We start from the raw sequence: 11747 nt of genomic DNA on the forward strand, positions 1-11747 counted from the left end.
ACGCACCACCCACGGTCACGGTCACCGCTGGTGCTTATTGGTAAGCAGAGCAAAGGCGCCGGCGAGGACTGCTCAGAGAGGGCGGGCGTAGCGCAGTTGGAGTGTGGGGGCAAGGCCGATCTGCTCCTCACGCTCCGCTCCGGTCGGGGTCCAGCCGCCGCGCTGGTAGAAGGCGCGGGCGTGGGAGTTGTCCCGGAGCACCCAGAGCACCGCCCGCTGCCATCCTCGCGCCCGCATGGCGTCCAGCGCGTCCACCATCAGCGCGCGGCCGACGCCCCGGCCCTGCTCGACCGGGTCGAGATGGATCGCGTTGAGCAGCCCGGTGGCGGGGTCGTCCTCGTCGTCCGGGCCCAGGTAGCTGAACCCGGCCAGCGTCCCGGCCCGTTCGGCCACGAACATCCGGTGGGTGTCCCGCTCCCATTGCCACCGCTCGACCCAGTAGCGCCCCATCGCCTCCGGCGTCGGGTCGGCCAGCGCCTCGGCCGGCAGGAACGAGGAGTACGTGGCGACCCGGGAGCGTTGGTGCAGGGCGCCCACCGCCATCAGGTCGTCACCGGTTGCTGGGCGGAGCGTGACGGTCATCCGGCCGAGGCTACCCGGCGGGGTGGGAGCTGCACCACGGTCAGGTCCTCGGCGATGATCAGGTCACCGTCGAAGTGCGCGCGTGCCTCGTCGTGGAACCGGCGCGGGTCGGAGTAGCGCTGGGAGAAGTGGGTGAGCACGAGCCGGCGTACACCGGACTCGGTCGCCACCCGGGCGGCCTGCGCCGCGGTCAGGTGGCCGACCTCGGCGGCGAGCGCGGCCTCCGACTCCAGGAACGTCGACTCGATGACCAGCAGGTCGGCGTGCTCGGCGAGGGCGTACACCCCGTCGCAGAGGCCGGTGTCCATCACGAACGCGAACCGCTGCCCCGGCCGGGGCTCGCTCACCTCGTCGCGAGTGACGCGACGTCCGTCGAGGTCCAGGTGCCCGACGCGGATCAGCTCGCCGACAGCCGGCCCGGCGATGCCGTACGCGCTCAGCTTCTCCGGCAGCATCCGGTGGCCGTCCGGCTCGACCAGCCGGTAGCCGTACGTCTCGATGGGGTGCCGCAGTCGGCGTGCCTCCAACGTGCCGCAGCTCAGCGCGATCCGTTGGCCGTCCGTCTCGATCGGGGTGACCTGGAGTTCGGCGGTCTCGTAGAAGGAGGTCGCGTGCCGGAGTCGGGCGAAGTATTCGGCCCCGCCGGCCGGGAAGTGCACGGCGACCGGGTGTGGCACCCGGTCCAGGGAGAGTCGCTGGATGGTGCCGGGCAGGCCGAGGCAGTGGTCGCCGTGGAAGTGGGTGATGCAGATCCGGGTCAGGTCGGTGGCGGTGACACTGGTGTGCAGGAGCTGACGCTGGCTGCCCTCACCCGGGTCGAAGAGGATCACCTCGTCGTCCCAGCGCAACACGTACCCGTTGTGGTTGCGCTGACGGGTCGGCGCCTGGCTGGCCGTCCCGAGCACCACCAGCTCGCGCATGGACATCGCCGGTCCTCCGGATATATCGCCGGGCCTCCGGATATGGAGCGACCCCCGGGGCGCTCCGCGCTGTTGCGCGGGCCGGCTGGACTTGGCCGGCACCCCGGGGGTCGGGTGGCTGTCGTGGATTCGCCGCACCGCTGCCACACGGTCTCGACGATGGTGCTGTTGCCCACCTCGCGGCGGGCCGATCACTGTCGAGGACAGCGGCTAGCTGACAGCCACCTCACGAGTCCGATTGCTATACAAGTCTGGACCACCTCCCTTCACGTGTACGGCCACGTTATCGAGTTCCCGGCGGGCTCGGCAACGGATTTCGATCACACGGTCAGATGGGAATGCCCGGCCACCTCATCGGCGGCCGGGCATCACGCTGGTGCAGGTGGCGGTGGTCAGCCGGCGACTCGGGCCACGCCGACCGGGCAGCTCAGCCCGTTCGGGCCGTGGTTGCAGTAGCCGTTCGGGTTCTTGGTCGGCGCCAGATACTGCTGGTGGTAGTCCTCGGCGAAGTAGTAGCTGCCGAGCGGGGCGATCTCCGTGGTGATCTCACCCTTGCCGGCGCGCGTCACGATCGGCTGGAACGCGTCCCGGGACGACTCCGCGATGGCTCGCTGCTCGTCGGTGGTCGTGTAGATCGCCGACCGGTACTGGGTGCCCACGTCGTTGCCCTGGCGCATGCCCTGGGTCGGGTCGTGGTTCTCCCAGAAGACCTTCAGCAGGTCCTCATAAGTGATCTTGCTGGGGTCGTACACCACCTGGACGACCTCGGCGTGCCCGGTCCGGCCGGAACACGTCTCCTCGTACGTCGGGTTCTTGGTGACGCCACCCGCGTAGCCGGCGGAGGTGGTGTAGACACCGGGCAGCGTCCAGAACAGCCGCTCGGCGCCCCAGAAACAGCCCATGCCGAAGACCGCGACCTGCAGGCCCTCCGGGAACGGGCCCTTCAGCGGGGTGCCCAGCACCTCGTGGCGGTCGGCGACCGGCATGGCGATCGGACGGCCCGGCAGGGCCTGGTCGGGCGAAACCATCTCGGCGTTCATACGGCGCAAAAACACGTGGGGATCTCCTCTCGTACCTCTCCCAGCGTGTAACACCGGTGGGTCCACCTTCCTTACCCGCGCCGGTGTGAGTCAGGCCCCGGCCGGGAGTGCGGCGGCGACCCGGTCCGCGTGCGTCCGGGCGTCGGCGTCGTCCTCGTAGCGGGTACGCGGCCAGAAGAAGCCCCGCAGCCCGTCGCCCTTGGTCCGTGGAACCACGTGGGTGTGCAGGTGCGGGACGGACTGGGACACCTTGTTGTTCATCGCCACGAACGTCCCACCGGCCCCCAGACCGGTCTCCACTGCCACCGCCAGGCGCTGGACCAGCGCGAAGTAGCCCGGCAGCAGGTTGGACGGCAACTCGGCGAGGGCCACCAGATGAACCCGGGGCACCACCAGCACATGCCCCTTGAACACCGGCCGAGTATCCAGGAACGCCACCCCGTCCGGGGTGTCGGCGACCTTGAAGGCCGGCACCTCACCCGCCACGATCCCGCAGAACACGCACCCGCTCATCCGCCCAGGCTAGGCGGCGGCCGGCGACGCGCGGGCCCCCCACGCCCGCACCGCCTGTGGTACTCATCTATCGCACTCGATCAGTGCAGGCGTGACCTGCGCTCCGAAAGGACGAACCTTGCAGATCAGAAGAGGCGCCACCGTGGCCCTGGCGGCACTGACCGCCGGGCTGCTCACCGGCGCGTTCCCGGGCCCCGCCGTGGCGGCTGCCACGCCGACCGCCACCCCGCTGCCGCTGACCCAGGTGGCCGACGTGGTGTCCGCCGGCGACCGGGTCTTCGTCAGCGGTGGCCGCTCCTCCACCGACGTCGTGGTGACCAGCGCGACCGGCGCTCTCGTCGGCACCCTGGCCGACCTGCCCGGCCCCACCGACCTGCTGCTCAGCGCCGACCGGCAGACCCTCTACGTGGCGCTGCCCAGCGCCAACGCCATCGCCGCCTTCGACACCGGCTCCCTGATCGAGTCGGCCCGCTACGACACCGGCGTGGGCGAGTGCCCGTCGTCACTGGCGTTGACCGGCCGGTACCTGTGGTTCGGCTACGGCTGCGACCAGTGGGGTGGCAACATCGGCCGGATCGACCTGGGACGCCAGCCGGCCCGGGTGACCACGGGGATGGCCACCACCCAGGACTTCTACGGCGCTCCGCTGCTGGCCGCTGCCAGCCAGAACCGTTCGGTGCTGCTGGCCGGGCAGGCGGGGTTGAGCCCGGCGTCGGTCTACGCGTACGCGATCGGAGCGGGGGGAGCACTGACCCTGCTACGGGCGAACGACTGGACGGCGATCGGCAGCAACCTGCAGGACATCGCCCTCGACCCGACCGGTACCACCCTCTACACCGCCTCCGGTGCCCCGTACGAGGTGCAGGCGTTCCCGTTCGCCGACATCAGCATCCCCTCGGCGACCTACCAGACCGGTGCGTACCCGAATGCCGTCGAGGTGTCCCGCGACGGCAGCCGGATCGCCGCCGGAGCGGACGCCAGCTACGCGCCGGACGTGTTCCTCTTCCGGTCGGACGGCACCGCGTTGGCCCAGTTCGAGCTGGGCGACGAACTCAGCCCGGGCGCGTTGGCCTGGGCGCCCAACGGAGCCCGGGTCTATGCGGTCTCCTACGACTGGACCGGGGCCAATCCGGCCACCCTGCACGTCCTGCCTGTCCCGGCCACCTGACCGGGCCTTGGAAGCACGGGGGCCGGGCCGGTTGGTCCGGCCCCCGCCTGGGAGCGCGGGTTCCGTTCCAGTCCTCGGGACGGGGGATTAGCCTCACGAGCATGAACCACGGCTTCGAGACGCTCGCCATCCATGCCGGCCAGGACCCTGAGGCCCGTACCGGCGCGGTGATCCCACCGATCTACCAGACCAGCACGTACGCGCAGGACGCCGTCGGCGCGCCCCGGCTCGGCTACGAGTACAGCCGCTCGGGCAACCCGACCCGCGACGCGCTCCAGGAGTGCCTGGCAGCGCTGGAGGGCGGGCCGGTCGGCCTCGCCTTCGCCAGCGGCCTGGCGGCGGAGGACACCCTGCTGCGCGCCGTGTGCCAGCCGGGCGACCACGTGGTGATCCCGGACGACGCGTACGGCGGCACGTACCGGCTCTTCGCCCGGGTCGCCCAGCGCTGGGGCCTGGAGTTCACCCCGGCCAAGGTCTCCGACCCGGACGCGATCCGGGCGGCGGTGCAGCCCGGCCGCACGAAGATCGTCTGGCTGGAGACGCCGACCAACCCGCTGCTCGGCATCGCCGACATCGCCGCCCTGGCCGGTGTCGCGCACGACGCGGGCGCGCTGCTGGTGGTCGACAACACCTTCGCCTCGCCGTACCTCCAGCAGCCGATCGCGCACGGCGCGGACGTGGTGGTGCACTCCACCACCAAGTACATCGGCGGGCACTCCGACGTCGTCGGTGGCGCGCTCATCGTCGCCGACGCCGCACTCGGCGAGGAGCTGCGCTACCACCAGAACGCGATGGGCGCGATCAACGGCCCGTTCGACGCCTGGCTCACGCTGCGCGGCATCAAGACCCTCGGGGTACGGATGGACCGGCACTGCGACAACGCCGAGCGGCTCGCCGCGTACCTCGACGGGCACGCCAAGGTGGCCCAGGTGATCTACCCGGGGCTGCCCTCGCACCCCGGTCACGAGGTGGCCGCGAAGCAGATGCGCCGGTTCGGCGGCATGATCTCGTTCCGCGCCGCCGGTGGTGAGGACCACGCCGTCGAGATCTGCAACCGCACCAAGCTCTTCGTGCTCGCCGAGTCGCTGGGCGGCGTGGAGTCCCTGATCGAGCACCCGGGTCGGATGACACACGCAAGTGCTGCCGGCTCGCCGCTTGAAGTTCCCGGCGATCTCGTGCGACTGTCTGTCGGCATCGAGACGGTCGACGACCTGCTCGCCGATCTGGAGCAGGCGCTGGGCTGACCGCTGGGGAGGATGGCCGTGCAGGACATCAAGGCGACCTGGGTCGGGACGACCGCCAAGCAGATCGCCCGGGGCGTACGCCGGGGTGACGTCTCGGCCACCCAGGTCGTCGCCGACCACCTCGAGTACATCTCCCGAGCCGACCGCGAACTGGCCGCGTTCCGCGCCGTTCGCGGCGGCGAGGCGATCACCGAGGCGGAGAAGGTCGACGAGCAGGAGGACCTGGCCAACCTGCCGCTGGCCGGGGTGCCGGTGGCGGTCAAGGAGAACACTCCGGTCGCCGGCCTGCCCACCTGGAACGGGTCGGCGGCCGCCCGCAGCGACGTCGCCGAGGCCGACCACGAGGTGGTGCGTCGGCTGCGCGGTGCCGGCGCGGTCATCCTCGGCGTGACCCGCATGCCGGAGCTGGGGCTGTGGGCACTCACCGACGACGACAGCGCGGTGACCCGTAACCCGTGGGACAGCACGCGTACTCCCGGGGGGTCCTCCGGTGGCGCGGCCGCCGCGGTGGCGGCCGGGCTGGTGCCGATCGCGCACGGCAACGACGGCCTCGGTTCGATCCGGATCCCCGCGGCCTGTTGCGGCCTGGTCGGGCTCAAGCCCGGTCGCGGCGTGGTTCCCTGCCAGCTCGGCGCGGACGACTGGTTCGGTCTCACCGAGCACGGCATGCTGACCAGCACCGTCGCCGACGCGGCGGTTGGCTTCTCGGTGCTCGCCGGCCGGCGTCCCGAGAAGCTGGTCCCGCCGCAGCGGCTGCGGGTGGGCGTCTCGCTGCGCTCGCCGGTGCGCGGTGTCGCACCCGACGCGCCGAACCGGGACGCGGTCGCCGCCGCCGGCCGGCTTCTCGCCGCCGCCGGGCACGACACGGTCCCCGCCGACCCGGTCTACCCCACCGCGCTCGGCCTGCAGGGCATCGCCACCTGGTTCGCCGCCGCCGCCACCGACGTCCGGGCCTCCGGGCTGGACCGGCGTGGCCTGCAACGGCGTACCCGGCGGCACGTCGCGCTGGGTGAGTGGGCGCAGCGCCGCGGCTACGTGCGGGAGGCCGACCGTGCCGCGTGGCGGCAACGGTCGGTCGACTTCTTCACCGACCACTCGGTCGACCTGCTGCTCACCCCGGCGCTGGCCACCGCGCCGCCCGAGGCGGCCCGCTGGTCGGAGAGGTCCTGGCGGGCGAACATGACAGCCAACATCCGGTACGCCCCGTACGCCGCTCCGTGGAACATCGCCGGCCTGCCGGCGGTCGTGGTGCCGGTGGGTCGGCGCCCGGACGGCCTGCCGGTCGCCGTGCAACTGGTCGGTCCGCCCGGCTCGGAGCTGCTGCTGCTCGGTGTGGCCGGCCAGTTCGAGATGGCCGCCCCGTGGGCGCGCCACGCCCCCGGCTATCCCCGCGTCGGAACGGGGTCGCCGGCCACCGCATGATCGTCTACGGTGTGCGCGCATCAACGCGCGGACCGGGGGCTCTCATGCACTGCCAGACCTGCGGGGGCGCCACGTCCCCCGAGCACAACGAATGCCAGCGGTGCTACACACCGCTGGGCCAGCCCGCCGTCACTCCCGGGCTGCCGACCTACCGGGTGCGCGGGCTCGGTCTGGCCGCCCGCATCGCGGTCGGCGCGACCACCGTGCTGTACCTGGCGGTGGCGCTCTCCCCGCTGGTGGGGATGGCCCTGGCTCGGCAGGCCCGGGTCGACAACGAGCATGAGCTGCTGCTCGCCGCGTTGATCGTGCAGGTGGTGCTGTCGCTGCCCATGGTGGCCGCGTACCTCACCGCCGCCGTGCTTGTGATCATCTGGACCTGGCGGGCGCGGAAGAACATCGAGGCGTTCCCAGGTGCGCTGCCGACGCTCGGTGCAGGGTGGGCGATCGCCGGTTGGCTGGTGCCCTTCGCGAACCTCGTGATGCCGGTCCGGGTGATCGCCAACGTGGCGCGGGACAGCCTCTGGCGGCGCTTCACCCCGACCCTGGTGACCGTCTGGTGGAGTGCCTGGCTGGTCTTCAGCATCGGCGAGCGGGTGGTCAGCCGCCTCGACAGCCGGGCGTACGACAAGCTGCCGGAGACACCATCCACCAACGGCGACTACCAGGCGTACGGCGACTACTACCGCGACTCGCTCCTGCGCAACGCCGTGCCCGCAGTGGCCTGCGTGATCGCCGCGGTGGCGCTGTACCTGCTGATCCAGCGGATCTCCGCAGCCCAGGAGGCCCGCGTCGCCCGCGCGGTGCCAGCGTGGCCGAACGCCCCGGTCTGGCCGAACGCCCCGGTCTGGCCGGCCGGGTCGGTCCCGCCTGGTTTCGCCCCGGGGCCGGGCCCGGTCGGTGCGCCGCAAAGGACTCCGGAAGCGGGTGGCACGATCGGGGCATGACGGAACTGGTCAGTCTCGACGACGTGCGGGCCGCACGGGAGTTGCTCGCCGGCGTCATCCGGACCACTCCGCTGGAGCCCTCCCGTCCGCTCAGCGCGGCACTGGGCGGGCCGACCTGGCTCAAGTGCGAGAACGTGCAGCGTGCCGGCTCGTACAAGGTGCGGGGCGCGTACGTGCGGATCTCCCGGCTGTCGGCCGAGGAGCGGGAGCGGGGCGTGGTCGCGGCCAGCGCGGGCAACCACGCGCAGGGCGTGGCCCTCGCCGCCGGCCTGGTCGGCACGCACGCCACCGTCTTCATGCCGGTCAACGCGCCCCTGCCGAAGGTGGCCGCCACCAAGGGGTACGGCGCGCAGGTCGAGCTGGCCGGCAACACCGTCGACGAGTCGCTGGTCGCCGCGCACACGTACGCCGAGCGCACCGGCGCGGTGCTGATCCACCCGTTCGACCACGCCGACGTGATCGCCGGTCAGGGGACGGTGGCGCTGGAGATCCTCGAACAGTGCCCGGAAGTGAAGACGATCATCACCGGGGTGGGTGGTGGCGGGCTGATCTCGGGCATGGCGGTGGCCGCGAAGGCGTTGCGACCGGACGTCCGGATCATCGGCGTCCAGGCCGCCGGGGCGGCGGCGTTCCCGCCCTCGCTGGTGGCCGGGGAGCCGGTCCGGCTGCCCACCTTCTCCACCATCGCCGACGGCATCGCAGTCGGTCGGCCCGGGGAGATCACCTTCAACCACGTGCGCAAACTCGTCGACGAGATCGTCACGGTCTCCGAGGAGGACATCTCCCGGGCCCTGCTGATGCTGTTGGAACGCGGTAAGCAGGTCGTCGAGCCGGCCGGGGCGGTCGGCGTCGCCGCGTTGCTGGCGGGCGTGGTCGAGGTGGAGACGCCGGTGGTCGCGGTGCTGTCCGGCGGCAACATCGACCCGTTGCTGATGCTGCGGGTGATCGAGCACGGGTTGGCCGCCGCGGGTCGCTACCTGCGGGTGACAGTGCGCTGCTCGGACCGGCCGGGACAACTCGCGTCGCTGCTCAGCCAGATCGCCGAGCACCGGGCCAACGTCGTGGACGTGGAGCACCAGCGGGCCAACCCACACCTCGGCCTCGGCGAGGTGGAGGTGGCGCTGTCGGTCGAGACCCGGGGCGTGGAGCACTCGGACACGCTGATCAGCGCCCTGCGGGCCAGCGGCTACCAGGTGGTTTTCGCCGCCGAGGCGTGACACCGGTGGGTGCCACGCCTCGGAAGCGGTGCTGGGGAGCGGCTCGTAGGGCCGCCGCCGATCAGCCGGAGAACGGCTCGAAGCTGACCACGGTCACCTTGATGTCGGCGCCGCTCGGCGCCGTGTAGGTGCAGGTCTGCCCGGGCCGACCACCCAGGATGGCCTTGCCGAGCGCCGACTCGGGGCTGTAGACGGTCAGGTCGGTGGTGGCCGCGATCTCCCGCGAACCGAGCAGGAAGGTCTCGGTGTCGTCGGCGTCGTCATCGAAGTAGATCGTCACGACCATGCCGGGCGAGACCGCGTCCGCCGTCGGCGCCTCGCCGACCTGCGCAGTGCGCAGCAGCTCCTGGAGGTAGCGGATGCGACCTTCGGCCTTGCCCTGCTCCTCGCGGGCGGCGTGGTAGCCGCCGTTCTCCCGCAGGTCGCCCTCCTCGCGCCGAGCGTTGATCTCGGCTGCGATGGCCGGGCGGTTGGCGATGTGCTCGTCGAGCTCGGCCTGGAGGCGGTCGTGCGCGTCCTGCGACAGCCAGGTGGCGGGCGCCTCGTTGCCAGTGGACACAGGCGTTCTCCTCAGTTGTGCGTGGCTGGCTGACAGGTGAACTACCAAGTTACCAGTGCAGTACGACACAGGGTGTCGGCCATCACCGCCGGTGCCCGGATCCGACACCGCGCGTAGGTGCTTCCCGGCCCTCGTGGCCGGGGCTGTTATGGCAGGTCAGGACACCGGTCGGCAGCGCATGACCTCGCCGATGAACGGCCGTGCGGTGGTGGCCAGGCGGTGCCGGGTCGTCACGTGCCGGCTGCCGGGCTCGGCGGTCACCGTGACCTGTTCGCGAGCCACCTCGGCGCCGGCGCGGTCCCGGGCACGCAGCAGGCAGACCGCCGATCCGCCCGACGGCACTGTCACCCGAAAGTCGACCAGCACCTGATTGTCCGTGATGTCGGTGTAGGTGATCACCTGGGCGTCATAGACCGGGTCACCGTACTGGCGGTAGAGCCGGACGGAGATCACGGTCAGCGTGGCCACGAGCGCCAGCAGCACCACCGCCGCCAGCAACGTGCGTCGCCGCCGTCCGCCCGGTGCGCGGCGGCGGCCGTAGCGCCCGGCCGGGAAAACCGGAGCACCTCGTGAAATTGTGGCGTGCGTCTCGGTCACCGGCGGGTATCTCCTGGCGTTGTTGTCGGCGGCATCAGCAAGAATGACAGAGTCCCATCCTCCCACCCGGTCCAGCGGCAGGAATGGCAGGTCATGCCCGCGCTGCTGACCGACGACTGGGGTGCGGTGAGGAAAGATCCCGGCAGGTCAGCCGGTCGAGCCCGGTCGGGTCCACCGTCCGGCACAGACGAGGAGCGCCGAAGTTGGCAGAGCAACTGCGTCTCATGGCCGTGCACGCGCACCCGGACGACGAGTCGAGCAAGGGCGCAGCGACGATGGCGAAGTACGTCGCAGAGGGGGTGGACGTCCTGGTCGTGACGTGCACGGGCGGCGAGCGCGGGAGTGTGCTCAACCCCAAGCTCGACCGGCCGGACGTGTGGGCCAACATCGCCGAGATCCGGCGTGCCGAGATGGACGCCGCACGGGCGATCCTCGGCGTCGACCAGGCGTGGCTCGGCTTCGTCGACTCCGGCCTGCCCGAGGGTGACCCGCTGCCGCCGCTGCCCGAGGGTTGTTTCGCCCTGCAGGACGTCGAGGTGGCCGCCGGGCCGCTGGTGCGGCTGATGCGTGAGTTCCGTCCGCACGTCGTCACCACGTACGACGAAGAGGGCGGCTACCCGCACCCGGACCACATCATGTGCCACAAGGTGAGCATGGCCGCGTTCGAGGCCGCCGGTGACCCGGAGCGCTACCCGGAGCTGGGCGCGCCCTGGCAGCCGTTGAAGCTCTACTACGACATCGGCTTCTCCAAGGGCAAGATCATGGCCCTGCACGAGGGCGTGCTGGCCGCCGGTCGGGAGTCGCCCTACGAGGAGTGGCTCAAGCGGTGGGAGGACCGGCCCGACAAGGGCCCTCGGATCACCACGCGGGTGGAGTGCGCTGACTACTTCACGGTTCGCGACGACGCGCTGCGCGCCCACGCCACCCAGGTCGACCCGGACGGCTTCTGGTTCCAGGTTCCGATGGAGCTGCAGCAGCGCGCCTGGCCGACCGAGGACTACGAGCTGGCCCGCTCGATGGTCGACAGCCCACTGCCCGAGTCGGACCTCTTCGCCGGCGTACGGGAGACGGCCCACGCACGCTGATTTCCGTCGGGTCTACCCTGGTTACCAACCGCACATCGGAGGAACGCCATGCTGACCGCTGCCCAGGTGCTCGCGGAGAACAACTTCGGGGACACCCGCACGGGTGGTCTGGCCGGGCCGATGGGCCTGTTCCTCATCCTGCTGCTGGCCACCGCGACCATCCTGCTGATCCGCAACATGAACGCTCGGCTGCGCCGCCTGCCCGACCGGTTTCCGCAGCAGGCGGGGCCGACCGACCCGACCAGGGCCGATGCGGCAGTCGTCGATCCGACAGACGGGACCGGGGGGCGTGATTCATCCACGCCCGCTCCCAATGGGCACCAGCAGCAGCGGAACGGGTAGTCCGCGCATGAATCACGCCGAACCGGTTGGTCGCCCCCTGTTGCGGCCACCCGGTTTGGCTTAGCCTTCCGCCGGGGGGACCAAAAGTCCCCGAGCCGTGTGCGGGAGGGGGCG

General features: G+C 71.5%; 13 protein-coding genes. 7 read left to right on the top strand and 6 right to left on the bottom strand.

What is annotated here, in order from left to right; all coding sequences use genetic code 11:
• Window positions 1-72 precede the first annotated feature (72 nt).
• From GA0070619_RS00660 to GA0070619_RS00675, 4 genes are all read right to left on the bottom strand, one after another.
• Window positions 73-582, bottom strand: a complete 510-nt coding sequence (locus GA0070619_RS00660) for a GNAT family N-acetyltransferase (RefSeq protein WP_088946257.1) — start codon at window positions 580-582, stop codon at window positions 73-75.
• Entirely contained in the window at window positions 579-1508 is a 930-nt protein-coding gene (locus tag GA0070619_RS00665; protein ID WP_088946258.1) for a ribonuclease Z, read from the bottom strand. Before GA0070619_RS00665 ends, GA0070619_RS00660 begins: the two co-directional genes overlap by 4 nt.
• A 386-nt stretch (window positions 1509-1894) precedes the next feature.
• Entirely contained in the window at window positions 1895-2557 is a 663-nt protein-coding gene (gene msrA, locus GA0070619_RS00670) for a peptide-methionine (S)-S-oxide reductase MsrA (RefSeq protein WP_088946259.1), read from the bottom strand.
• A 75-nt stretch (window positions 2558-2632) separates the two neighbouring features.
• Window positions 2633-3055, bottom strand: coding sequence for an HIT family protein (locus GA0070619_RS00675; protein ID WP_088946260.1), 423 nt, complete (start codon window positions 3053-3055; stop codon window positions 2633-2635).
• 118 nt (window positions 3056-3173) lie between these two features.
• Here GA0070619_RS00675 and GA0070619_RS00680 point away from each other — a divergent pair, with 118 nt between their 5' ends.
• From GA0070619_RS00680 to ilvA, 5 genes are all read left to right on the top strand, one after another.
• The gene (locus tag GA0070619_RS00680; protein WP_157743863.1) at window positions 3174-4223 is read left to right on the top strand and encodes a hypothetical protein; all 1050 of its coding nucleotides are present in this window, start codon (window positions 3174-3176) and stop codon (window positions 4221-4223) included.
• Between the two features lie 101 nt (window positions 4224-4324).
• Complete coding sequence (locus GA0070619_RS00685) at window positions 4325-5467, top strand: cystathionine gamma-synthase (RefSeq protein ID WP_088946262.1); 1143 nt, start codon at window positions 4325-4327, stop codon at window positions 5465-5467.
• A 12-nt stretch (window positions 5468-5479) separates the two neighbouring features.
• Window positions 5480-6889, top strand: a complete 1410-nt coding sequence (locus GA0070619_RS00690) for an amidase (RefSeq protein ID WP_088946263.1) — start codon at window positions 5480-5482, stop codon at window positions 6887-6889.
• Window positions 6890-6933: 44 nt separating this feature from the next.
• Window positions 6934-7833, top strand: coding sequence for a DUF4328 domain-containing protein (locus GA0070619_RS00695; protein ID WP_088946264.1), 900 nt, complete (start codon window positions 6934-6936; stop codon window positions 7831-7833).
• The gene (gene ilvA, locus GA0070619_RS00700; RefSeq protein ID WP_088946265.1) at window positions 7830-9050 is read left to right on the top strand and encodes a threonine ammonia-lyase; all 1221 of its coding nucleotides are present in this window, start codon (window positions 7830-7832) and stop codon (window positions 9048-9050) included. Before GA0070619_RS00695 ends, ilvA begins: the two co-directional genes overlap by 4 nt.
• 61 nt (window positions 9051-9111) lie before the next feature.
• Here the strand turns inward: ilvA and greA are convergent, their stop codons facing one another.
• Entirely contained in the window at window positions 9112-9609 is a 498-nt protein-coding gene (greA, locus tag GA0070619_RS00705; protein WP_088946266.1) for a transcription elongation factor GreA, read from the bottom strand.
• A 156-nt stretch (window positions 9610-9765) separates the two neighbouring features.
• Window positions 9766-10206 carry a DUF4307 domain-containing protein gene (locus tag GA0070619_RS00710; RefSeq protein ID WP_088946267.1) on the bottom strand — a complete coding sequence of 147 codons (441 nt, stop codon included), beginning with the start codon at window positions 10204-10206 and terminating at the stop codon, window positions 9766-9768.
• 203 nt (window positions 10207-10409) lie between these two features.
• Here GA0070619_RS00710 and mca point away from each other — a divergent pair, with 203 nt between their 5' ends.
• Both mca and GA0070619_RS00720 read left to right on the top strand, forming a co-directional pair.
• Window positions 10410-11291 carry a mycothiol conjugate amidase Mca gene (gene mca / locus GA0070619_RS00715; protein WP_088946268.1) on the top strand — a complete coding sequence of 294 codons (882 nt, stop codon included), beginning with the start codon at window positions 10410-10412 and terminating at the stop codon, window positions 11289-11291.
• 48 nt (window positions 11292-11339) lie between these two features.
• Entirely contained in the window at window positions 11340-11633 is a 294-nt protein-coding gene (locus GA0070619_RS00720) for a hypothetical protein (RefSeq protein WP_088946269.1), read from the top strand.
• Window positions 11634-11747 lie beyond the last annotated feature (114 nt).

This window comes from Micromonospora zamorensis (assembly GCF_900090275.1).
Lineage (GTDB): Bacteria > Actinomycetota > Actinomycetes > Mycobacteriales > Micromonosporaceae > Micromonospora > Micromonospora zamorensis.